General features: G+C 40.2%; 18 protein-coding genes. 6 read left to right on the forward strand and 12 right to left on the reverse strand.

The annotated features are described in order from the left end of the window. Positions 1-25 precede the first annotated feature (25 nt). The 5 genes from PL9214_RS20740 to ftsH4 all read right to left on the reverse strand — a co-directional run bounded on the left by PL9214_RS20740 (position 26) and on the right by ftsH4 (position 6324). Positions 26-439, reverse strand: a complete 414-nt coding sequence (locus PL9214_RS20740; RefSeq protein WP_072720655.1) for a putative toxin-antitoxin system toxin component, PIN family — start codon at positions 437-439, stop codon at positions 26-28. After that, a complete protein-coding gene (locus PL9214_RS20745) occupies positions 436-675 on the reverse strand; it encodes a hypothetical protein (RefSeq protein ID WP_072720656.1) in 240 nt (79 codons plus the stop codon). Before PL9214_RS20745 ends, PL9214_RS20740 begins: the two co-directional genes overlap by 4 nt. 68 nt (positions 676-743) lie before the next feature. Continuing rightward, positions 744-2303: a type I restriction-modification system subunit M gene (locus PL9214_RS20750; protein WP_072720657.1), complete on the reverse strand. Its 1560-nt coding sequence runs from the start codon at positions 2301-2303 to the stop codon at positions 744-746. Positions 2304-2396: 93 nt separating this feature from the next. After that, the gene (gene ftsH, locus PL9214_RS20755) at positions 2397-4250 is read right to left on the reverse strand and encodes an ATP-dependent zinc metalloprotease FtsH (protein WP_072720658.1); all 1854 of its coding nucleotides are present in this window, start codon (positions 4248-4250) and stop codon (positions 2397-2399) included. Between the two features lie 175 nt (positions 4251-4425). Further along, positions 4426-6324: an ATP-dependent zinc metalloprotease FtsH gene (ftsH4, locus tag PL9214_RS20760; RefSeq protein WP_072720659.1), complete on the reverse strand. Its 1899-nt coding sequence runs from the start codon at positions 6322-6324 to the stop codon at positions 4426-4428. 477 nt (positions 6325-6801) lie between these two features. Here ftsH4 and PL9214_RS20765 point away from each other — a divergent pair, with 477 nt between their 5' ends. From PL9214_RS20765 to PL9214_RS20780, 4 genes are all read left to right on the forward strand, one after another. Beyond that, positions 6802-7308 (forward strand): bilin-binding protein, encoded by a 507-nt coding sequence (locus tag PL9214_RS20765; RefSeq protein ID WP_072720660.1) that lies wholly within the window; start codon positions 6802-6804, stop codon positions 7306-7308. Between the two features lie 136 nt (positions 7309-7444). Beyond that, on the forward strand, positions 7445-8242 hold the full coding sequence (locus PL9214_RS20770) for a phycobilisome rod-core linker polypeptide (protein WP_072720661.1): 798 nt from the start codon (positions 7445-7447) through the stop codon (positions 8240-8242). A gap of 169 nt (positions 8243-8411) precedes the next feature. After that, positions 8412-8774 (forward strand): VOC family protein, encoded by a 363-nt coding sequence (locus PL9214_RS20775; protein WP_072720662.1) that lies wholly within the window; start codon positions 8412-8414, stop codon positions 8772-8774. Then, positions 8771-10066: a recombinase family protein gene (locus PL9214_RS20780; RefSeq protein ID WP_072720663.1), complete on the forward strand. Its 1296-nt coding sequence runs from the start codon at positions 8771-8773 to the stop codon at positions 10064-10066. The genes PL9214_RS20775 and PL9214_RS20780 overlap by 4 nt, the downstream gene beginning before the upstream one ends. Before the next feature lies 1 nt (position 10067). Here the strand turns inward: PL9214_RS20780 and PL9214_RS20785 are convergent, their stop codons facing one another. From PL9214_RS20785 to PL9214_RS20805, 5 genes are all read right to left on the reverse strand, one after another. Beyond that, entirely contained in the window at positions 10068-11096 is a 1029-nt protein-coding gene (locus PL9214_RS20785) for a GGDEF domain-containing response regulator (protein WP_072720664.1), read from the reverse strand. 3 nt (positions 11097-11099) lie between these two features. Next, the gene (locus tag PL9214_RS20790; protein WP_072721162.1) at positions 11100-12896 is read right to left on the reverse strand and encodes a putative bifunctional diguanylate cyclase/phosphodiesterase; all 1797 of its coding nucleotides are present in this window, start codon (positions 12894-12896) and stop codon (positions 11100-11102) included. A 268-nt stretch (positions 12897-13164) separates the two neighbouring features. After that, on the reverse strand, positions 13165-14775 hold the full coding sequence (gene hpsL, locus PL9214_RS20795) for a hormogonium polysaccharide biosynthesis protein HpsL (protein ID WP_072720665.1): 1611 nt from the start codon (positions 14773-14775) through the stop codon (positions 13165-13167). Positions 14776-14785: 10 nt separating this feature from the next. After that, positions 14786-15013 carry a hypothetical protein gene (locus PL9214_RS20800; protein ID WP_072720666.1) on the reverse strand — a complete coding sequence of 76 codons (228 nt, stop codon included), beginning with the start codon at positions 15011-15013 and terminating at the stop codon, positions 14786-14788. 56 nt (positions 15014-15069) lie between these two features. Then, positions 15070-15456 (reverse strand): MAPEG family protein, encoded by a 387-nt coding sequence (locus tag PL9214_RS20805; protein ID WP_072720667.1) that lies wholly within the window; start codon positions 15454-15456, stop codon positions 15070-15072. 298 nt (positions 15457-15754) lie between these two features. Between PL9214_RS20805 and PL9214_RS20810 the strand changes: the two genes are divergently transcribed. Both PL9214_RS20810 and PL9214_RS20815 read left to right on the forward strand, forming a co-directional pair. Beyond that, positions 15755-16741, forward strand: a complete 987-nt coding sequence (locus PL9214_RS20810; RefSeq protein WP_186440427.1) for a GGDEF domain-containing protein — start codon at positions 15755-15757, stop codon at positions 16739-16741. Between the two features lie 375 nt (positions 16742-17116). After that, positions 17117-17725, forward strand: a complete 609-nt coding sequence (locus PL9214_RS20815; protein ID WP_083580113.1) for a hypothetical protein — start codon at positions 17117-17119, stop codon at positions 17723-17725. A gap of 79 nt (positions 17726-17804) precedes the next feature. On the opposite strand, the gene PL9214_RS31495 is transcribed toward PL9214_RS20815, so the two are convergent. Both PL9214_RS31495 and PL9214_RS32765 read right to left on the reverse strand, forming a co-directional pair. After that, positions 17805-20645, reverse strand: coding sequence for an Ig-like domain-containing protein (locus PL9214_RS31495; RefSeq protein ID WP_186440428.1), 2841 nt, complete (start codon positions 20643-20645; stop codon positions 17805-17807). Further along, entirely contained in the window at positions 20621-23485 is a 2865-nt protein-coding gene (locus PL9214_RS32765; protein WP_186440429.1) for an Ig-like domain-containing protein, read from the reverse strand. Before PL9214_RS32765 ends, PL9214_RS31495 begins: the two co-directional genes overlap by 25 nt. Between the last annotated feature and the right edge of the window lie 24 nt (positions 23486-23509).

The raw sequence follows: 23509 nt of genomic DNA on the forward strand, positions 1-23509 counted from the left end.
ATTTATCCTTTTCCCTCATTAACTTTTAAGAACTAGCATCAATGACCAACTGTTTAAACAAAGAAACTGAAATAATTTTAGTATCTTCCCAGGTTTTTACTTCAGTTAAATCTCTATCTCCTGTAATCAAAAAATCAGCCTTAGCCACCACAGCACAAGCCAGAAACTTAGCATCTTTTCTATCTCTAGGGAAATCTACCTCAACATTTACTTCTAAAACTGTAGTAAATTGCTCTATAAAAGTTAACCACTCTGTCCGTATTTCTTCCGTTAAAGGAAACTTGGGACGATTTAAAACTTCCTTGTATTCAGTTAAAATCTCTGGTGATATAATCCATTCATAATTAGGATGATCAGCCACAAACTGAATCACAATTCTCGGATTGCGTCCTTTTAGAACAGCAGATACTAAGACATTGGTATCAATAATAACTTTCATTCTCCTCTACGATAAGCCTCAATTTCTGCGGTAATTTCTTCTTCAGTAATATCTTCTACTCCTGGTAAAGCCTGGGTGCGGTCAAATAATTCTCGTAACTTTCGACTCATTTCTGCACGGGGATTTTCTTCTGCTAAAATAATCACCTCTACTCGCTGTCCAGGTTGAAAAGGTAAATCTGATAAAATCACCTGTTTCGGGTCTTCTATCGTGATGTAAGCTTTATAAGCATTCATAAATAGTTCCTCTTAATTAACGGCTGAAAGTTTAATCTCATTTTCCTTAACTTAATTATACTCATCCCTCAAACCCCTAAAATTTGCGCGATATTCTCAGCAATTCGTTCTTCTAACTCCCTCGCCTCAACATTTAAACTCTCCAATTCCTCATTCAATTCTTCCAACTTTTCAGCAAAATCAAAATCCTCCACCGGACGTTCGGCGACGCCCACATAACGCCCAGGATTCAAACTCCAACCCTGCGCCTCAATTTCCGCCCTTGTCGCCACCCGACATAACCCCGCCACATCTTGATAAGCTCCTTCTGGAAAATAAGTATCGAGTAAAATTTTACTGCCATTTTTTGTGTCCGGTGCTTCCCCTCGGTACAATCTCACAATATTAGAAATAAATTCTACCTGTTCATCCGTAAACTCGCGGTGGGCGCGGTCAATTTGTCGGTAAATGTGCCGCCCATCAATAAATAAAACCTTTTCTTTCCGATGTGTTTTCGCCTTTCCCTTATCCAAAAACCACAACGTACAAGGCAATGTTACCGTATAAAAGAAATTAGAACTAACGGCAATCATCACATCCACCGCCCCAGTTTTTATCAATTCCTGCCGAATCTCCAATTCAGAACCCCGTGCATCCGAGGCAGAATTCGCCATCACAAACCCCGCCCGTCCCGTATTGTTTAAAGCTGTATAAAACAACTGAATCCAAAGATAATTCGCATTGTCTACCTTCGGTTTAGCGAAAGGAAATCTAGGATCATTTTCCAATTTTTTATTATCCACTCCATCCACATTAAACGGTGGATTTGCCATCACAAAATCAAACTGCCCCACGCAGTTGTGGATATCCTCATAATAGGTATTCCCCTGTCGGATATTCCGTAAACCCGAAATCCCATGTACCGCCAAGTTCATCTGACACAGTTTAACGGTTCCTTCCGTCTTTTCCTGACCGTAAACACTAATAGCAGTATTCGGGTCACGTCCTAACTTTTCCCTGACCCGCATCGCACTTTGCACAAACATTCCCCCCGCCCCACAAGCCGGGTCGAGTATTAATCCGTGATCTGGTTCAATGACTTCAACTATTAACTTAACCACCGAAATCGGCGTAAAAAATTCCCCGCCTTTTTGTCCTTCCTTCTGGGCAAAATTACTTAAAAAATATTGATAAATTTCCCCAAAGGCATCCTCACCAATTTCTGCTAATTTAATTCGATTAAACGTTTTTAATAACTCTCGCAGCGTTGGTTTTTCTAAACGATTATAATCTTTAAGTAAAATTCCCTTTAATTCTTCATTTTCATCTTCTATTGCTTTCATCGCTTGATTAATGGCTGTACCAATATCTTCAGCTTCCGGCAAATTCAGCAAATAATCAAACCGGGCTTTTTCTGTTAAAAATAACGCCCCTTTCGCCTGATAGTCCAGCTTTCCCACACTGCGGCGACGGGTACTCACCCCCGCTAATTCTTGTTCAACCAAACTGAATTTATAATCCGCATAACGTAAGAAAATCAGCCCCAATACGGGTACAGAATATTCCGAGGGTTTGAGTTTGGAATTCGCCCGCAGTTCATCGGCGGCTTCCCAAAGGCGTTTTTCGAGTTCGGTATAATTAGCAGGCATTTATCAATCGTTAATCGTACAATTATTGTATAGCGCTACGCGCAAGGGAACAGGGAACAGTAAGAATTGAAAGGGTTTTATGGAACATATCAATTATCGAGATACAGGTTTAACCTGTTCTAAAAATTGTTGTAATTCCTCCCCTTCAATGACTTCTGTTTTCAATACTTTGCCAGCAATTTCATCTAATAATTCTCGGTTGTAATTCAAAATTGCTAACGCTTTTTGATGAGCATTATTAACAATATCTTTCACCTCATCATCAATGGCTTCTGCGGTTTTTTCACTCATGGGACGGCGAAGATTAGCATCAGCATTACCTAAAAAATTATTCTGTTTGGCTTTTTCATAAGCTAAGGGTCCCAAGGCTTTACTCATGCCATAATTAAGTACCATTCTTTCGGCTAATTCCGTAGCCCGTTGTAGGTCATCCGATGCGCCATTGGTAACAGTTCCAAAGATTAATTCTTCAGCAGCCCGTCCCCCTAATAGCATGGCAATTTGTTCGCGGAATTCCAGTTCATCCATTAAAAAACGGTCTTCCGTTGGCATTCTTAAGGTATATCCTAACGCGGACATTCCCCTGGGTACAATGGAAATTTTAGTCACTTTTCCCCCTCCCGGCATTAACGCCCCGACTATCGCATGACCAACTTCATGATAGGCGACAATTTTCTTCTCTTTTTCATTCAACACACGGCTGCGTTTTTCTAACCCAGCAACCACCCGTTCAATGGCTTCATAAAAATCCTCTTGCTTCACCGTTTTTCGTTGATTTCTAGCCGCTAATAAAGCAGCTTCATTGACTAAATTCGCTAATTCTGCCCCCCCAAAACCTGGGGTTCTTGTGGCAACAGCGTGTAAATCAACATCCGTTTCTAATTTAACTTTTTTAACGTAAATATCTAAAACGGCTTTGCGTCCGGCTAAGTCGGGTCTGTCTACTAAAACCTGTCTATCAAAGCGCCCAGGACGTAATAATGCCGCGTCTAAAGCTTCGGGACGGTTAGTTGCGGCTAAGACAATTACCGTTGCATCTCCCACCCCAAACCCATCCATTTCTGTTAATAATTGGTTCAGGGTTTGTTCTCGTTCATCACTACTGCCACTTTGGAAACTGCCACTACTTCTGGATTTACCAATGGCATCTAATTCATCAATAAAAATAATACAAGGAGCTTTCTTTTTCGCCTGTTCAAATAAATCTCGAACTCGCGCGGCTCCGGTTCCCACAAATAATTCGATAAATTCAGAACCAGATATACTAAAAAAGGGAACTCCGGCTTCTCCGGCTACAGCTTTTGCTAATAAGGTTTTTCCCGTTCCTGGGGGGCCGACTAATAACACACCTTTGGGAATTTTAGCTCCAATTTCCGTAAACCGTTGGGGATTTTTTAAGAAATCTACAATTTCTGCTAATTCGGTTTTGGCTTCGTCTACTCCGGCGACATCTGCAAAGGTAATATTATCCGTTTGACCTTTAACAAAAACTTTAGCTTTACTTTTATTAATCGATAATGCTCCTTGGGGATCTCGTTTCATGAAATATTGAAACGCGACGACTAAAATTAAAGGGGGAATCACCCAATTTAAAATAACACTTAACCAACTTTGTTTTGGGGGTGGAGAAGCAGCAAATTCAACCCCTTTTGCTTCTAAGCGTTTGGGAAGTTCTAAATCAAAAATCGGGGTGGTGGATAAGATGCTTTCAGGTTGATTTTTGTCTGCTTTGATTTGGTAAAGAATCTCATTTTCTCCGACTAAAACTTTTGAGACTTTACCATCTTCAATTTGTTGGATAAAAAAACTATAGGGAACTTTAGGAAAACGAGGACGAGTCAGTTGAGGAAACAACCAATTTCCAATTAAAATAACTCCGGCTGAAATTAATAAAATTTGGGCAACTTTTTGAGAACTGGGTAATTTAGGTCTTCTTTTAATCGTCATAAATTTAGGCTCTGGTTTGCTCTCATTTCTCTCGTTCCTCTCGTTTCTAGGTTCTACCTAGAAATGCTTTTTGGGTGGCTCTGCCACCCTTCACTGAATCGGATAATCTATTTAGAGGCAGAGCCTCTGATGGGCATTCCCTGGTAGAACCAGGGAACGAGGGGGGATAGATCAATTATGCGATCGCGGCGGGAATTTTGCCTTCATACTTAACTTGATTTAACAAATGTTGCAGATTTTCCCCTTCAATGACTTCCGTTTGTAAGATTTGTTGGGCAATTTGCTCCATTAAATCTTTATTTTGATTCAGGATATCCAAAGCGGTTTGATGGGCTTGTTCAACCAGTTGTTTCACCTCATCATCAATGGCTTTTGCCGTTTCATCACTGACATAACGGCGAGGATTCATCATCATATTATCGCCGAGGAAATTGTTTTGTTGACCCTTTTCATAAGCCAACGGCCCTAATACTTTACTCATGCCATAACTGGTAACCATTCGTTCAGCTAAATCCGTCGCCCGTTGTAAGTCGTTGGTAGCCCCTGTGGTAATACTTCCAAATACAACTTCTTCGGCTGAACGCCCCCCTAATAAGGTGGCAATTTCGGCTTTCATTTCTTCTTCACTGAGTAAGAAACGGTCTTCGGTTGGCAGTTGTAAGGTATATCCTAATGCAGCCATTCCGCGTGGCACAATGGAGATTTTAGCCACTTTATTTTGACCAGAAACAACAGCGCCAACAATCGCGTGACCGACTTCATGATAAGCCACAATTTTCTTCTCTTTTTCATTGAGAACACGGGATTTTTTTTCTAACCCCGCAACTACCCGTTCAATGGCTTCTGCAAAGTCCGCTTGGCTGACGGTTTCCCGTTTATTTCGAGCGGCTAATAAGGCAGCTTCATTAACTAAATTGGCTAAATCTGCCCCTGCAAAACCGGGGGTACGAGTGGCGATCGCTTTTAAGTCAACATCCGTCCCAATTTTAACTTTTTTAGCATAGATTTCTAAAATTAGTAACCGACCGGATAAATCAGGACGATCCACTAAAACTTGACGATCAAATCGACCGGGACGCAGTAAGGCGGGGTCTAACGTTTCCGGGCGGTTTGTAGCCGCTAAAACGATTACCGTTGCTTGTCCGGCTGCAAACCCATCCATTTCGGTTAATAACTGGTTTAGGGTTTGTTCTCGTTCATCATTTCCCCCATACATTCCGCCACTCGACCGTGATTTTCCAATGGCATCTAATTCATCAATAAAGATAATACAAGGGGCTTTCTTTTTGGCTTGTTCAAATAAATCTCGAACCCGCGCTGCCCCTGCGCCAACGAACAATTCGACGAATTCTGAACCCGAAATGCTAAAGAATGGAACACCCGCTTCTCCGGCTACGGCTTTAGCTAATAAGGTTTTTCCGGTTCCAGGAGGGCCGACTAATAATACGCCTTTAGGAATTCTGGCTCCGATTTGTAAAAATCGTTGGGGAGTCTTAAGAAATTCCACCACTTCTTCTAATTCGGTTTTGGCTTCTTCAACCCCTGCCACATCTTTGAACGTGACTTTTGTGGCATCATTTTCCACATAAACTTTGGCTTTACTCTTACTAATGGAAAGTGCCCCTTGTGGCCCTCCAATTCCTCCCCCTCGGCTTTGTAAGAATTGTCCGACAGCCACCCAAATTCCCACAAAAATTAAGGGGGGAACTACCCAACCAATTAAACTCGAAAACCAAGTATTCTGAGGAGGTGGGGCAGCCGCAAATTCAACGCCTTTGGCTTCTAAACGTTTGGGTAAATCCATATCAAAAATCGGAGTTGTTGATAGGATTTGTCCCGGTTTTTCCTGTTCTCCTTTTACTAAATAGCGAATTTGATCTTGACTGAGATAAACTTGGGAAACTTGCCCATCTTCCACTTGTTCAATAAATAAACTATAGGGAACACGAGGAATTTGTGGCCCGAATAATCCGGGTAATGTCAGGTTAGCAATTAAGAAGATTACACCCAACCAAAATAAAATACTTCCGATGGGAAGATTTCGGGGAAATTTAGGTTTGTCTTTTACACTCATGGTATTTAATTAAAGGTTGACTCATTAAAGGCGTACAGTTTCAAATCAGAGAACGCTCATAATTTAGTTGATTTTAATGGACTTTTGGGATAAACCTCAGAAATAAATTTCCAGGGGACAGGGTAGAGATTCGGTTTAAGGTTGACAGTAATCTCTTTTGCCTCCTGTCTGCTTTCATATTGGCATAATCTCATGTTTCTATGTTCCTGTAAGGCTCTCCCCAATGATCTATAATGTTCACCATAGCGTGATTTCCCTAATCGGTGGGGTGAGGGCAGGCTCATCAAAGGATCGTTTTTTGACACTTGACAAGAGTGAACACAGGATCATCTATTGGGCATGATTGCCCGTACAATTACTGTTGTAAAAATAAACTAATTATTGGGTTTTTATTAAAAATTACATCAATTTCTTGACTTAGATTTAATTTTGTATCAAATTAGAAGATAGGATTCTGGCTAGACAGAGGAGATTAAAATGCCAACGATTAATTCAACGTGGGATGACTTAATCACCCAATGCGACGGACGATATTTAACCAATGCAGAACTCAAACCTCTGCATCAGTATGTTCAGACCTTAAATGCTCGAACTAAAACCTATGAAGTGTTGCGGGTAAAATCAGCAGGTTTAATTAAACAAGCCCTGAAGAAATTCATGCTGTCTCATCCAGAAATCATGCAAAAGCATTCCAAACGCTGTGTTTATGATATGTCGATGACGATGTGTTTGATGTCTGTTGCCTTGTTACGCGATGACCCTCACTTTTTTAAGGAATCTTTAATGCTGTGGCTGGCAAATATTTTAGCCGCCCACGAAAAAAATGTCCAGTGCCTTCAAGCTTATACCTATCTTCAAGAAAGCCTACAAGAACAATTACCTAGTGTCTGTAACCAGTTATTAAAACCCTATATGGATATTGTTTTAGAAGTGTTAGATACTCCCCCTAAACTGATGGCAAATGTTCAACGAAGTGGTGTTTAAAACGGATTGATTGTTGATTTTTTTCAGGGTGTTCCTTCGTTCCCAGCCACAGGAATGATATTTTCAATCCTCATACAATAGCAGGTAAATTCAGGCTGATTTGGAATATTAATGCACACAGGAGTTTAATTTATTTATGACGTTAACTCAACCTGTAACGACTCGTCATGACGCTTCCCCGGAAGAACGAGAATTTGTTTTAAAACAGATTTATCAACAAGTTTTAGAACGGCAATTATATGAGTCTGAACGGAAACAATTAGTTGATTTAGAAAAAGATTTTATCAAAGGAAAAATAGGGATTCGTCATTTCTTAAAAAGTTTAGCAGTTCGTCCGATTTATTTAGAGCTTTTTTATGAAAATAGCTCTAATATGAAATTTATTGAAAATGCCTGTAAACATTTTTTAGGACGAGCCCCCAAAAATAATGAAGAACTACATGAATGGGATGATATTTTAGTTCGTCATGGGGTTGGTGCCCTGGTTTCAGAGTTGGTTGATTCTGAAGAATATCGGAAATCCTTTGGTTATTTTACCATCCCCTACTGGCATGAACACCGTTTTGAATCCGCAGGTGAATATATCGAAAATGAAAAGCTCGGTCATGAACACGCCGGACAAAGAGGGTGGGCAATTCCGACCCATTATCAACATGAATTACACATCGACTGTGATGGGGGAACTTGTGTTCGAGAGGAGGATAAATCTAAAGTTCAAGAGGTACCACCTATTGAGGAGGTTTTAGATTTATCCACCGATACCAAAATGACACCTAAGCATATTCAACGGCTATCTCTGTGTGTCAAAGAAATTACAGAAATTCTGTCATTATATCCTCAACCTGTCACTCCCAAAGAGATTGAAACTGACCTTCAACAAAAGGTCTTGGAGTATGTTAGTATCACTAACGCTAATTTACTCTTTAAAAATTAACAATAGGGTGGGTTTTAGCCCACCTTGGATGATGATTAAAATTCTGCAACTAGCGATCGCATCCATTTAATCAGATTTTCAATATTTGCTAGGGGTTGAGTCAATTGAAAATAGGCCTACTTATTTAGGACTGTTATATAATTAATATATTGTTTTGTTTTTGGATATTATGCAAATCAATAAATATCTCCATGCTGCTATTTTAGTGTCTAATTTAGAAAAATCTGAACAATTTTATAGTCAAGTGTTAAGCTTAGAAAAAGTTGAACGTCCGTTAAATTTTCCGGGTATTTGGTATCAAATTGGTGAGTTTCAAATTCATTTAATTCAAGCTGAAACTGTAATTAACGATCAAGTTAATAATCAGAAATGGGGACGAAATCGACATTTGGCTTTTGCTGTTGAAGATTTAGAAACTGCGAAACAACAGTTAATGACTTATAATTGTTCTTTTCAAATGAGTGCTTCCGGTCGTGCTGCCTTGTTTACACAAGATCCTGATGGTAATATAATTGAATTAAATGAAGCATGAAAATTATTGCTTATTGTTATACTGATCCGTTGTTTGAACAACCCCCAGATCGGATAATTTGGGGATGGGAAGTGGATCGGGTTTATCAAGATTTAGGCGAAAGAGAAGAACTAGAACAATTATTGAAAGATTGTGATTTAGAACCCCCAGAATATTTATTAATTCGACGGTTAGAAGAGTTAGGAGATTCTGTTTTAGAAGTGAGCGATCGCTTACAAAAATTAGAATCATTTCAAATTAATATTATTGCAATAGAATCCGATTTTAACACCTCTGAAACTCCTATTAATCGGAGTGATTTAATGCAATTATTGATAGAAATTCAAAATCGCCAACGGAGTCGCCGCATTCGTCAAGGACACGCTAAAAATCGAATTAAAACCTTACCTCCACCGGGTAAAGCACCTTACGGATATCGACGGGGAAAAGACCGTTATATTTTAGATCGCAGCGTTTCTCCGATTGTTAAAGAGTTTTTTGAGCGGTTTTTAATTTATGGGTCTTTGCGAGGTGCGGTGCGCTATTTAGAAAAACGATATGGTAAAAAAATATCTGTCACAACGGGACGACGATGGTTAACAAACCCGGTTTATCGAGGGGATTTAGAATATCAAAATGGGGAGATTATTTCTAATACCCATATTCCGATTATTTCACGGGATGAAGCCGCCCAGATAGATCGATTATTACGCCGAAATCAACGCCTTCCCCCCCGAACTGCGAGTGCGCCGCGTTCTTTAGCAGGGTTAGTTGTTTGTGGAGAATGTCAATCTTCCCTGACGGTTTCACGAGTTACAACCTATCGTAAAGATCAAGAATATTTGTATTTACGTCCTACAAATTGTCCGCGAAATCCTAAGTGCAAAGCCTTATCTTATCAAACAGGATTAGAGTTAACGATTGAACGAATTTGTCAAGATTTACCAGAGGCGGTTTCTAGTTTAAATTTACCGGATTTACAAATTGTTAAACAAGGTATGATTCAGGAGATTAACCAAAAACAGGAGATTTTGTTACAAATTCCTGATTTATTAACTGCGGGAATATTAGATTTAGAAACAGCAGAGTTAAGAACTTATAAATTGCGGACAGAAATTTCTCAATTACAAGGAAAGTTAGCCCAACTTCCCCCCGTTAATTTAAAAGAAACAGCACAAGCCGTTTGTATTCCACAGTTTTGGCTAGATTTATCCGAACCTGAACGACGGTTTTATTTTCGAGAATTTATTCACCAAATTGAGATTATTCGAGATGGGGATAATTGGGAGTTAAAGCTAATCTTTATTTTTTAATTTATACTTTAACACAATATTGATTCCGACCTTTTTGTTTTGCTTCATAAAGGGCTTGATCAGCAATTTCTAATAACTCTTCAGGAGAGGTATTCGGTTGAGGAATTCCATAAGAAATCCCGATACTGACCGTTACAATAGAACTCACCCTTGAATACTCATGATTAATTTTAAGCCGTTGGACTTCTTGATGAATGGTTTTTGCGACTTTAAGTGCTCCTTGTAAATCCGTATTGGGAAGAATAATGGCAAATTCTTCTCCACCATAGCGAGCTACTAAATCTGTAGAATTATTAATAGATCGATCTAAGGCTTGGGCGACTAATTTCAAGCAAATATCTCCGGCGGGATGTCCATAATGATCATTATAATTTTTAAAATAATCTAAATCACAAACCAGTAAAGCTAAGGGTTGCTGTTCTTCGATCATTTGTTTCCAAACTTGATCAAAATATTCATCAAAATGTCGGCGGTTAGCTAAACTGGTTAAACTATCACAAGAGGCTAAATTTTGCAATTGACGGTTCACAGTTTGTAAATTTTCCTCAGCTTTTTTACGGGTTTTAATTTCATTTTGTAATTGATTATTTTGTTGTAATAATTTTTGATTTTGTGCGATTAGTTGTTGTTTTAACAGACAAATTGTTAACTGATTTTTGACCCGTGCCAAGACTTCATCAACTTTGAACGGTTTCGTGATATAGTCTACCCCTCCTACAGAAAACGCTTTTATAATATCTTCAACTTGATTCAGCGCACTAATAAAAATAATAGGAATTTCATAGGTGTCTGGAGAGGATTTTAGCTGATTACATAACTCATATCCTGTGACCTGGGGCATTCTAATATCGAGTAAAATTAAATCGGGTTTTAAAGCGGTAATCGCGATCATTGCCATGTCAGCATTTAAGGCTTTGCGGACATAATATCCCTGTTGAGTTAACAACGCTGACAAAACCCGAATATTATCCGGTTCATCATCGATGATGAGTAAATTTCCCTGAGTTGAAAAAGTTTCATCTGGGTTCATAATTTACCATTGGGGAGTTAATGAAAGCAATTTAATTAATTCTTCTCCGGGTAACGGTTTAGAAAAGAAATATCCCTGCCCAAATCCACAATTTAATTCTTTAAGGATGGCTAATTGTTCAGGTAATTCAATCCCTTCAGCAACCACACTCATATTCATGGTTTTAGCTAAACTAATAATCACAGGAATTAAGCCAACATTTTCCGATTCTAAGTTAAGACGTTGAACAAAGGATTTATCGACTTTTAGGGTGTCAACCGGAAAAGAATGGAGATAACTCAGGGAAGAATAACCCGTTCCAAAATCATCAATACTAATTAAAATATGACGTTTTCTGAGTTCTTTGAGAATGATAGCTACATCCTTATCATTCTCCATAATCGCACTTTCGGTAATTTCCAATTTTAAACAATCAGGATCAAGTTGACTTTGTTCTAAAACTTGATCAATTTGTTCTAATAAATTGGGTTGAGTAAACTGTTTAACAGATAAATTAACACTAACAAATAAACGGGAATCCACTAAATTTTGTTTTTGCCAAGTTTGCAGTTGATGACAGGCTTCAAATAAAACCCAATAGCCAATGGGAGTAATTAAACCCGTTTCTTCAGCAATGGGAATAAAGAGACCAGGTGGAACTAAACCCCGTTCAGGATGACGCCATCGAACTAAGGCTTCAAATCCAGCAATTTTTCCGCTATTCAAATCGACAATTGGTTGATAATGAACGACTAACTCTTGCTGTTCCAGACCCCGACGTAAATCGGTTTCTAACTGTAATCGCTCTAAAGCAGCGGCGTGCATCACCGGATCAAAGATATGATATTGTCCTTTTCCTAATGCTTTAGCTCGATACATAGCTGTGTCTGCATCACGCAGTAAATGTTCCGGTTCATTATAGTCTGAATGACCGATTACAATCCCAATACTGGCATTAATAAAAACTTCATGTCGTTCTAAATGAAAAGGTTTAGAAAAAGAGTCTAAAATCTGATCGGCTAATTCAATAACATGAGGAAAGTCGGGAATTTCTGTTAATAAAATTGCAAATTCATCTCCTCCTAGACGGGCTAATGTATTCTGGGGTTTAATATAACTGTTAAGACGACGAGCAATTAAAATCAAGAGTTCATCCCCGACTAAATGCCCTAAAGAATCATTAACAACTTTAAAGCGATCGCAATCTAAAAATAATACCGCAAACTGATAATTAGGGTCAGCTTTAGATCGTTGAATGGATTGGTGTAAATCCGTCATTAATAAGGCCCGGTTGGGTAAACCCGTTAGGGAATCATGAAGGGCCATTTTTAATAATTTGGCATTAGCTTCTTCAAGTTGCTGAGTCCGTTCCTTTACCCGTGCTTCTAATTCTGAATTTAAAACCCGAATTTCCAATTCTGCGGATCGTAATGCTAATTGATTTTGAACTCGTGCTAAAACTTCTTCAAATTGGAAGGGTTTAGTAATATAGTCTACTCCACCCACTTGAAAACCTTTAACTTTATCGAGAACATCATCCAAAGCACTTAAAAAGATTACTGGAATTTCTGCGGTTTTAGCATTAGCTTTGAGATTCTGACAAACCTCATAACCATCCATTTCTGGCATCATAATATCCAGCAGAATTAAATCAGGAGCAACGGTTTGAGCCGCCGTTAATGCCATCGCACCATTTAAAGCTTTGCGTACATTGTATCCTTGACGAGTGAGCATTCGGGACAATAAATGGAGGTTGTCCGGTGTATCATCAACGATGAGAATATCTTCAGTTTTTGTTAAATCCAGGTTGTAATGATTCATTTCAATTGGAAACAGATAAAATGGGGTACGGATTGAGGTCATTCCCAATCACTACAGGTTGGAATAAAGACCCACTCTGATTGTTTATTGGTGTACTGGGTAAAGTTTCTCTGGGGATGCTGGTATTGGGTAAAGTGGCTTACCTCATTAAACCGAACTGTGTCAATTCTATAAAATACAAGCCATAATTATAACATTTTGTTAGAGCTTTACTCAATTCCTGTTGGTTTTATGCCCTGAATATTTGTGTCAAGGTTTTTGAAAAAAATTAAAGCGGAAGGGGCTCTTGTTGCTGTTCTTTTTTCAGATCTTGTTGTTTAATTTTAGGCAATTTGAATAGGACACCCACTAAAAACCAATAATAAACAGCCACTGGATCGGTATCGAGAGGATACCAATAGGGATTATAGCTAATTAAAGCAATAAAAATCCAAAATGTAATTCCATAACCCCATAAACTATGATCGATTAATTGATGATAGGATTTAAACCCTAAAATCGTAATTGTTGTCACCAGGAATAAAAAAGCGGCAACTCCAAAGGGGCCAATTTCATAGTACAACTTAGGATAATAAGCTTCAATTAATCGTGTTTTTCCTAATCCTCTGGCTGCGGTTGTTGCTTGTCCTAAACCATTGCCTAAAAAACCGCGATGGGCTTTCAAACTCAAATTCGTTTGTTTCGTTAAAAACACTGCCGGGGGATCAGCATTCCAACGTCCAATCAAGCTATCAACTCGTTCAGACATGACCTCTGGTGCGAAAATTGATGTGGCGAGAATTAAAGCCACCATCCCTACAACAATCACTAATAAGCGCTTAACCCGTGAGATATGACTGGTCGCCACTAGCAACAAAATCACAATGGATGGAACCGCTAACAAAGCTGTTCTTTGACCAGAAATAATGGCATTGAGCATCACTAACGATAACGCCGCTAAACCCGTTAAACGCCACTTCAATTTTGGGTCACTAAAGGCCGTTGCAAAACCAAAAAATGTGCTGGATACTAAAAACCAAGACCAATGCCAAGGCGCGACAAAGGTTCCGGGTAAACGAATAAAGTTTTCCGATGGGTAATATCCTAATGCGCCTCCCACAAAACACTTACGCTGCACATTTGCCCTCAATAATAAATGTTCTGGTAAACCGCTATTATCCGAACAATACCCCGTTATTATTAATATAAATTGAATGAATCCTAAAATGCAACAAATGACGATTAAAATAATTTGCAAACGAGAAAAAAATTGCAGTTCTTTGCGAGTCCGAATCAAATAATAGGCTCCGGTAATCAGAGGAATATATCCCAGTAAAACTTTTAAGCCGAAGAGTCCCACGGCAAACGGTTGGTTATCGACCGTGGCGTGTCGTTGTTGAACACCATTAACAGCAAAGAGGGTAACAATAGCAATCGTGAACAAAATTAACAGGGGAATTCTAAGTTGAGGCGGAACAATAAGCGGTAACTTTTTTTTTCTTAATTCAACAATTAAACCGATTAAAGCCGGGATATAAAACCCATCTTTTGCTAAATGGAAAATAAAATGATCGTTGCCAACCCAATAAGAAATTGTCCCCGCAAAGGGTAAATAAATTAAAAAAGCCCATAACCCTTGACGGGGATATCGATAACATAAAACCAGAATCATTAGAGCAATACTGCTAAAGATTGTGGTATTTACAGAAACCCCATTCGCAAATAGCAAGAGTCCCATCAATAAAGCGACACTAGCGACTATTGCTAAGAACCGCCAGAAATTGGGTTTCTTAGGGGAAGGCGGTTCAAGATCAATCACCGGGTATTCAAAACCGTTAAGATCAGGGTCGGGATGACTCTGGTGTTCTGATTGTTGGGGTTGACCAGGAAAGTTGGACATTAGAATATGATTATTGCCAACGTTGAGGAATATTGACTTCCCAAAGTTCCTGTACACGCTGTTGTTGAGGAGAGGGAAGTCGTTCAAAGGCTTGCATAATTTCCCAATGAGTATAATTAACAATCAAAGCTGTCAATTCACCCAAAGTTTCAGCTTGTAATAAAGCCGATTGCAACAATTGATGCTCGATGAGGTCGAAGTTAAGGGTTTGTTCTGAAGATAAAAGTTCGATTGCCATCGTGTTCCAAAAAACAGAGCGTTACCAACTGTTGAGAAAATAAATAATCTGAATTTCTACAGGCTGGAAAGGATTATTCCCACTATAGCACCCCCAAGAAGAGTAAATGTTACTAGGGAACTGATGGCAAACCCCAGCATCCGTTTCTCAGCCACTTGGTAATATCCCCAAGCATATAAAATTCGTCCGATGACCCAAACTGCACCTAAACCAGCAGCCCAAATTGGACTCACCCATTCCGAAAACAACCACAGCGTCGGGAGAAACAAAACCAATTGTTCGAGGGTGTTCTGTTGGACGCGCACCACTCGCTCAAAATTCTCGTCTCCGTTCATTTGAGGGGGCATAATTTTGTACTTGATTCGGGCACGCCCCACATTAATCGTCACAGCTAAATATAGCAGCAACGCACAAGCGGTTACTAAACTAGGCCACATTGACATAACCAGAAAGTCCCTACAGTAAATCTATCTTTTCCTATCCTACCCTCAACAACCCAGGGTCAACCGCGCAGCACCCCAGAGCCAACCGAGGTCAACTTGTGATCTCAATCACTTTTAAACTTCCCAGTCAGTCACAGGAAATCTTCCTTCCCTGTCACGCCAAAGCTTTTGAACTATCACGGCTTCATCCAAGCGCTATCACTGTCATCTTTAACCAAACATTAGATAGTTAACTCAGTCCGACGTAATGGATTAGGTCAAAATGCTGAACTTAAATTTCTCAGGTTGCACGCCCGTGATGAATCAAAATCAATTAAAGCCCTATATGATTATTATTATAGAAGAAACCCATCCCTTAAATTTTAGATCATTTGTTAAATTATTGAACCAACTGCACTTAAGTTTTGTGATTGCGCCTCATCCAGATAGTGCGATTTTTCATGCAGAATATACGAATCCAGACGTTATTCTGATTCCCTTTGACCCCAACCAAGCTAATCCCCAAGAAACCTATCACAAGTTGAAGCAAGCTAAAATCACTGAAAATGTTCCGGTGTTATGGATGAATAGTTATTCTGACTTGAATGTACAATATCTAACGTCCTTTACCTCAACCCTTGAGGCGAATAATCCCTTGACAGCCTCGAATTTTTCCTTTGGTGATTTACCGATTGATACAACGATTAAAAGTCTCAAAAATCAAATTGAAATGCAGCAAAAATTATTAATTAAATTACAAGCTGAAAACCAACACCTGAAACGTCTAGCTTCTTTAGATGATTTAACTCAAGTAGCCAATCGTCGTCAATTTTATAGCTACTTACAAGAACAATGGCAATCCTGCCAAGAAGACTATCTTTCCATGATCTTATGTGATGTGGATTTTTTCAAACTTTATAATGATACTTACGGTCATTTAGCCGGGGATTATTGTTTACAACAAATAGCCCAGGCTATTGAAACGGCAGTTCGTAGAGTTAGGGAACCAGAACCCTATTTAGTCGCCCGTTATGGGGGAGAAGAATTTGCTGTAATTTTACCCTATTTAGATCAAGAAAATGCGCGTAAAGTTGCTGAAGAAATTCAACTGCAAATTCGATATTTAAAAATTCCCCATCGTTCCTCTCCCATCCGTTCTTATATTACCAGTAGTTTAGGGGTTGCCTGTTCTATTCCCGGAGAAGAATCCCATTTACAAGAGTTGATTAGTGCGGCAGACAAAGCCATGTATCACGCCAAGTCAGAAGGACGAGATCAAGTTAAAGTCGCTTCAGATATTCTCTAAATATTCAAAAATAGAATAAAAATATACCTTTAAATTGGTTAAAAATATATTTTTAATCGATTCTATTTTTGAATCTCATTTAGAGAATAATTTTTATTAAATCACCTAAAATTTTTATCGCTTGCTCCAGTTTCTATAACCTAGGTAAAATATAGAATCAAAGGGCTGCATTCAATAGACTCAAAAAAGCTACGATAGGGCCTATCGGAAGTTGGTCGCCAGACCTAAACACTTTTGGGGAGATACAACCTCTATCTGGGTTGGTTGTCATACCTGCTTAGATAAGTTGAGTCCGTGAACCAAGAATCTCCGCCCTTTTAGGGTGAGGAAGTGTCAACCTACCTATGATATTATTGTGCAAAACTTTAAATCGCGATGAATCGTTGTATTGTGATGTCTTCTGGGTTGAAAAAAGCACTTCTGACTCACCTATCCCGTAATCAGCGTTGGTTGTCAGTGGTGGCAACGGTGAGTTTATTTCCGTTGTTTGTCCCCGTTGCTCCGGCATCTGCTTTTCCGTCTTTTGTGCAAATTCGGCGACAAGACTATAGAAACTGTACTCAACAGTTAACTAACGCTGGTCTGTCCGTTGAATTGGCAACTCAAGGCTGTTCAATGGCAGCTAGGCCGAGAAATATGGGGTATTGTGTCACACAAATGCAAAAAAATGTTGCCGCCCTACCTGTAGAACAAATTTTATCAGGTTGTTTGCAAGTTCGGCGTCCCGATGAATTAGCCAATTGTGTGGTCAATATTAGCAGCAATACTAACTCATCCGACCCCTTGAATATTCTTGATAGTTGTCGTCGGAGTGTATTACCTGAAAAGTTGTCTTTTTGTGTTGTGGGCTTGATTCAAGCTAATACAAATTTAGGCGTTGATCAAGTTTTAAAAACTTGTTTAACTCCCCCTGAAAATGTTGTGGAGTTGCAAAAAGACAATTCCATTCAGTTAAAATTAGATACACCCTCTCAAAAACAATAAATTAACTGAATTTCAAGTGTCTTTATTTTGGGTTTCTTCGGGTGAGAACGGGGCGGGAAAAACCCGCCCAAAAGTCTAACTAAAACAGAATAATATCATCGGAATTCAAGGATGTTACGCCTGTAATTCCCTCTAATTTAGCTAGAATTCGAGAATCATTTCCTGATGTGTTATTCCCATTGCCATCATAGATTAAGTAAGTATCCTTACCATTATCAAAGGCAAATAGACTAGGGTTATTTGTAGGCAAGACATCGGTTGAAAGATTCGTTTGTACACTGAGGAGAATATTAGCTGCATCTGCAATTAAACTGGTTGATACGCTAATTTGATCACCCCCCACTTGACCCAAACCTTCAAAATTGTTAATGGAATCATAGAAACCACTGCCAATTTGAGTCGTAATTGTAGTTCCCACCGCATTAAAAGCAGTACCGCCTCCATCAAGTGCATCACTATAAATAAATAGGTCTGTTTCCCCTAAGTTACCAATGAGGCTATCCCGTCCTAAACCCCCAAACAGCTTATCTTGTCCTGCACCTCCATCGAGAAGGTCGTTGCCACTTCCCCCCGATAAACTATCATTACCATCATTTCCCCGCAGGGTGTCATTCCCCTCCAGACCGACGAGGGTATCATTTCCCCCCAAACCATTGAGGTTATCGCTAAAACTGCCTCCCGTTACTAAGTTAGGGTTATTATCAGCAACAGGTAACAGGTTAATCGTAATATTAGCAGTGGCTGTTCCGCCTTGACCGTCACTAATAGTGTAGTTGAAACTATCCACCCCGGTAGCATTTCCCAGACGAGTATACTGAACTAATGACCCCGATTGAGTCACTAACCCTTGTGCTGTAGGGGGATTATCCACAGAAGTTAACGTTAGAACATCTCCATCGGGGTCAGTATCGTTATCCAGGGGAGAAATGGGGAATTGGATACTATTATTGGTGAAAATTGGGCCATCATTAACCGCAACAGGTAAATCATTAACGGCCGTAATATTAATCGTAACGGTTTGACTGACCGCAGGATTTTCACCGTCACTCACGGTATATAAAAACACCCCGGCTGAACCATTAACATTAGCTTTTGGTACAAATTCTAATTGGCTAATTTCAGCACTCGTTAACGTTTGACCAATAATAATAGAGTTAGTTTGACCCGTAATACGGACGATTCCTTTAGTGCTATCAGGAATACTATTAACAGTAATAATTAACGGGTCATTATTGGGATCAACTGGGGATGAAATTCCCAAATTTTGAGTTATATCTTCAGTAATATTAACGGTCGTATTCCCTTGAACTACTGGAGGAAGATTTAAGCCAGCAATTCCAGCAAAGTCATTAACATTAAGGGTTGTCACACCATTAACGTTGTCTAATTTTGCCAAAATTCGAGAATCATTACCCGTTGTATTATCACCATTACCATCATAAATTAGGTAAGTGCTACTGCCATCATTAAAGGCAAATAGACCTGGACTTGTACCCGGAATCACATCTCCAGTAATATTGGTTTGTACCGTTGTGGCAATATTTGCAAAGGATTGAATCACCGTTGTGGCAAAATTAATCTGATCTCCGACCGCAGCCCCTAATCCTTCAAAATCGGTGATAGTATCATATAAAGCACTTCCAATTTGAGCTTTAATCTCGGTATTAGAACTTGCATTAAAACCCGACCCACCGCCATCATTAGCAGTTTCATAACGAAATTGGTCAATTCCCTCATTTCCGGTCATCGTATCCGGTGTTAAACCGCCATTCAGGGTATCCTCTCCAATTCCTCCCTGTAACAGATCTGTTCCGCTTCCACCGGATAAACTATCATTTCCGTCATTTCCTCGCAGGGTGTCATTCCCCCCCAAACCGGTTAGGGTGTCATTTCCCCCCAAACCATTGAGGTTATCGCCAAAATTGCCTCCCGTTACTAAGTTCGGAGTCCCATCCGCTAAGGGTAACAATTCAACATTAATCTGACCCGTCGCCGTCCCCCCTTGACCATCACTAATACTGTAGTTGAAACTATCCACCCCGGTATTACTTCCCAGGCGAGTATACTGAACTAATGACCCCGCTTGAGTCACTAACCCTTGGGCGGTGGGAGGATTATCCACAGAAGTTAACGTTAGAGCATCTCCATCGGGGTCAGTGTCATTGGCTAAGGGAGAAATCGGGAATTGGATGCTATTGTTAGTAAAAATTGGGCCATCGGTAACAGCAACAGGAGGCTGATTTAAAGCAATCACCGTAATGGTACTTGCCGCTGTATTACTATTGCTCGTTCCATCATTCACCTGAACCTGTACTAGGCGGGTGGTGGTATTGGGAGGATTAGCTGTATTGTTATAAACAACTTGTCCAATGGCGGTTTGATAAGCCGCTAGTGAGGCATTCCCCGTTAAGGTTAAAATTCCGGTGGTGCTGTTATAACTACTGGCGGTAATCCCCGAAGGTAACGAACCATTAGCTGATAAACTTTCCCCACCGCCATTGAGTGGATTTGTTACAGTAATTGTGGCGGACTGGATGGTGGTATTGTCTGCATCCGTAATTACAATACTACTCCCACTCGCGATCGCAACAGCAGGTTGTCCTTGTTGAAAGGCTACTTGGGTATTATTTCCCGCTTGGCTACCATTTAAGTCTAGGGTTGGGGGTTGATTGGGATTAACAGTAATGTTAACCGTCGCGCTACTGGTTCCACCCTGACCATCACTAATGGTATACAAGAAACTAGCCGGCCCTGTATAGTTATTGACTGGGGTAAACAGAACATTTCCATTACTGAGGGTAACCGTCCCATTTGTGGGATTACTAACTTGTGTAATGGTTAACGGATCATTATTCGGATCGGTATCATTTGCTAAGAGAGTGGAAGAGGATATTGTTAAGAGTTGATTTTGCGTTCCCACCNCGTACTAGAAGCTGTTTGGGGGCCACCACTACCTGTATTTCCGTTATCCGTTGTCACAATTTGGAGAGTTGCCGAGGTATTCAAGGATGCAGGAGGTGCGAACGTTAAACCATTAAGAGCCGTATTAATATTTTCCAGACGACCTACTAAGGTTACTGTTGTTGTTCCATCGCCAGAAATTTCCACATTAGCCGGTGTTGCACCCAAGGTTAAAGTTCCCGTACTAGCTGTTAAGGTAACTTGAATCGGGTTTCCATCAGCATCCGGGTCACTAATCAAAATTTGATTATTATTAGCTTGACTAAATACAATCGGTTGACTACCATTTGTTAATTGTGTTCCTGGAACCGTATTAACGGGAGGATTATTAACCGCATCAATAGTAACTGTGCTAATTGCAATATTACTATCATTTTCATGATCCGTAACGACTACATCAATGATTCGATTTTCAGGATCAGGATTTTGGGAAGTATTACTATAAACAACTTGAGACAGTGCAATTTCATAGCTAGAAATGGGTGCTGTTCCGGTTAGGAGAATAATTCCTGTTGTCGGATCATAAGCTCCTGCTGTAATCCCTGAAGGTAAGGCTCCTTGTATTGACAAACCTTCTACGTCACCATTGGGACTATTAATTAAAGTAATCGTTGCTGAAGTCAAATCTGAATCATCTGCATCAAGAATACTCACACTTCCAGTAATTGCGACCGGAGTTGTCCCTTCCACAAAAACAGTGCTGTAATTATTGCCCGGTTGGGAACTATTAAGATCTAAAATTGGAGGCTCATTAATAGATATAACTTCAACGGTAATAGTAGCCGTTCCCGTTGCTCCATTATCATCTCGGATTTGATAATCAAATGTATCTAAACCAGAAAAATTTTTATCAGGAGTATAAGTAATCATTCTACTATCCCGATTTAAAACTGCTGTCCCATTAGACGGTTGAGTAACTTCTGTCACCGTCAGCAGTCCAACCCCTGTGTCATTACTGGTGATTGTATTAGAGGGAATCTCCAATAAACTATTTTGTAAACCCGATACCGTATCATTTTCAGCCTGCAAAACGGCTGGAGTTGGGGGTTCAACCGGAGGAGGTGTGGGTTGAGAGGGAGTTGGTATGGGTGGAGTGGTTGGGGTCGTGGTCGGTGGGGTTGTTGGGGTTGGGGTTGGGGGAGTTGTGGGAGGAAGAGGGACAGTGGGGTCAAGAACAAAGTTAGATTCGCTTAAGGTAGTCGCATTAACCCCTTGTAAAACCGCTAAAAATTCACCCGTATTTTTATCTTTGATAATTGTATTACTGGCATTGGAGGCTTGACCTTGGGAAATTTCGAGATCTTGGAATGTTAATCCTCCCGATAACCCAAGCTGATCAGTTGTGGTAAAATCTGTAATAATATCTGCTAATTCAATACTGGTTCCGCCTGTAGTTCCTGTAATAAAGCTGCCCCCATTGGGAGCTTGAGTAATAACATAACCCAAAACAAAAATATCATCTCCCGCACCTCCAGTCAGGGTGTCTACTCCGGCTCCCCCTGCTAATAAATCATTCCCCCCATCACCGGAGAGGAAATCTCGACCTTTACCGCCATTGAGAATATCTTCCCCCGCACCTCCATATAAACTATCCGCTCCATTATCTCCATTGAGAACATCATCTCCGGCATTTCCAAACAGTTGATCGTTATCATCACCGCCAGAGACAGTATCATTTCCTAAATCTCCGTAGAGGATATCCGCCCCTTGACCTCCGACTAAACTATCGTCATCTCCGCCACCAAAGAGTTGATCATCTCCCGCACCGCCACTCAAGAAATCCTGACCAGAATTTCCTGATAAAATATCGTCTCCATCTCCTCCGTTAACGCTATCATTACCCACTTCACCCGATAGCGTATCATTACCTTTATCCCCATAGAGGAGGTCATCTTCGCCTCCCCCTCGGATACTATCATTGCCTTGGCCACCATATAAACTATCTGCCTCGGTTCCGCCATTCAAGGTATCATTATCTCGATCACCGAAAGCCAGATCACTCCCGGCATCACCGAAGATCAAATCATCCCCTTGACCTCCACGCAAACAGTCATCATCAGCGCCTCCGACAATGGCATCATTTCCTTCATTACCATTAATTTGATCTTGTCCTGCATCTCCTTGTAGAAGGTCATTTCCTCCTAAACCAAAGATACTGTCATTTCCGTCTAAGCCAGAAATCGTATCATTTTGATTACTTCCCAGAATCGTATCATCACCTTCTGTACCTGTGCCCGCACCTTGAATCCGAATGGGTTGGGACTCGCTGGGGCTAGGACTAGGGGTGGCTGTGGGACTGGGTGTGGCTGTGGGACTGGGTGTGGCTGTGGGACTGGGTGTGGCTATGGGACTGGGTGTGGCTGTAGGGCTAGGAGTTGCAGTTGGACTGGGAGTTGCTGTAGGGCTAGGGGTTGCAGGGGTATATCCATCGGGAACAAAAATTGTACTTCCGGCTGGCCCTGCTTGAATCTCTCCTGTTGTTTGACCCTCTAAAGTTTGATATTGACCATCTGCTGTTTTGGCTAAATAAACAGGTGTATTCGTTTCAATTGATATCGCTTCTAAAATCGGTTCATCCGGTACAAAAAGCACTCCCCCAGCAGCCCCAGGTAAAGTTGTTCCGATGCCACTAGAAAGGGGGACTAAATTTTGAATATTTCCAGGGAATGTTTCAAATTTACCCGAAAATTCTGTGGTCGGAAAAATTAAGATTCCATTTCCTGTATTGTACAAACCATTACTCGGAGAAATTCTTAAGGCTAAAGTAGCAGGAGTTGTATTGATAGCAGAACTTGTCATAAGATTAAGTAATTAGTAATCAGT

It is taken from the genome of Planktothrix tepida PCC 9214 (assembly GCF_900009145.1).
GTDB classification, from domain to species: Bacteria; Cyanobacteriota; Cyanobacteriia; order Cyanobacteriales; family Microcoleaceae; genus Planktothrix; species Planktothrix tepida.

Excerpts from the sequence above, each read along its gene's own strand:
- PL9214_RS20740 (WP_072720655.1), bottom strand. The coding sequence starts at position 439 with ATGAAAGTTATTATTGATACCAATGTCTTAGTATCTGCTGTTCTAAAA.
- PL9214_RS20745 (WP_072720656.1), bottom strand. The coding sequence starts at position 675 with ATGAATGCTTATAAAGCTTACATCACGATAGAAGACCCGAAACAGGTG.
- PL9214_RS20750 (WP_072720657.1), bottom strand. The coding sequence starts at position 2,303 with ATGCCTGCTAATTATACCGAACTCGAAAAACGCCTTTGGGAAGCCGCC.
- ftsH (WP_072720658.1), bottom strand. The coding sequence starts at position 4,250 with ATGACGATTAAAAGAAGACCTAAATTACCCAGTTCTCAAAAAGTTGCC.
- ftsH4 (WP_072720659.1), bottom strand. The coding sequence starts at position 6,324 with ATGAGTGTAAAAGACAAACCTAAATTTCCCCGAAATCTTCCCATCGGA.
- PL9214_RS20765 (WP_072720660.1), top strand. The coding sequence starts at position 6,802 with ATGCCAACGATTAATTCAACGTGGGATGACTTAATCACCCAATGCGAC.
- PL9214_RS20770 (WP_072720661.1), top strand. The coding sequence starts at position 7,445 with ATGACGTTAACTCAACCTGTAACGACTCGTCATGACGCTTCCCCGGAA.
- PL9214_RS20775 (WP_072720662.1), top strand. The coding sequence starts at position 8,412 with ATGCAAATCAATAAATATCTCCATGCTGCTATTTTAGTGTCTAATTTA.
- PL9214_RS20780 (WP_072720663.1), top strand. The coding sequence starts at position 8,771 with ATGAAAATTATTGCTTATTGTTATACTGATCCGTTGTTTGAACAACCC.
- PL9214_RS20785 (WP_072720664.1), bottom strand. The coding sequence starts at position 11,096 with ATGAACCCAGATGAAACTTTTTCAACTCAGGGAAATTTACTCATCATC.
- PL9214_RS20790 (WP_072721162.1), bottom strand. The coding sequence starts at position 12,896 with ATGAATCATTACAACCTGGATTTAACAAAAACTGAAGATATTCTCATC.
- hpsL (WP_072720665.1), bottom strand. The coding sequence starts at position 14,775 with ATGTCCAACTTTCCTGGTCAACCCCAACAATCAGAACACCAGAGTCAT.
- PL9214_RS20800 (WP_072720666.1), bottom strand. The coding sequence starts at position 15,013 with ATGGCAATCGAACTTTTATCTTCAGAACAAACCCTTAACTTCGACCTC.
- PL9214_RS20805 (WP_072720667.1), bottom strand. The coding sequence starts at position 15,456 with ATGTCAATGTGGCCTAGTTTAGTAACCGCTTGTGCGTTGCTGCTATAT.
- PL9214_RS20810 (WP_186440427.1), top strand. The coding sequence starts at position 15,755 with ATGAATCAAAATCAATTAAAGCCCTATATGATTATTATTATAGAAGAA.
- PL9214_RS20815 (WP_083580113.1), top strand. The coding sequence starts at position 17,117 with ATGAATCGTTGTATTGTGATGTCTTCTGGGTTGAAAAAAGCACTTCTG.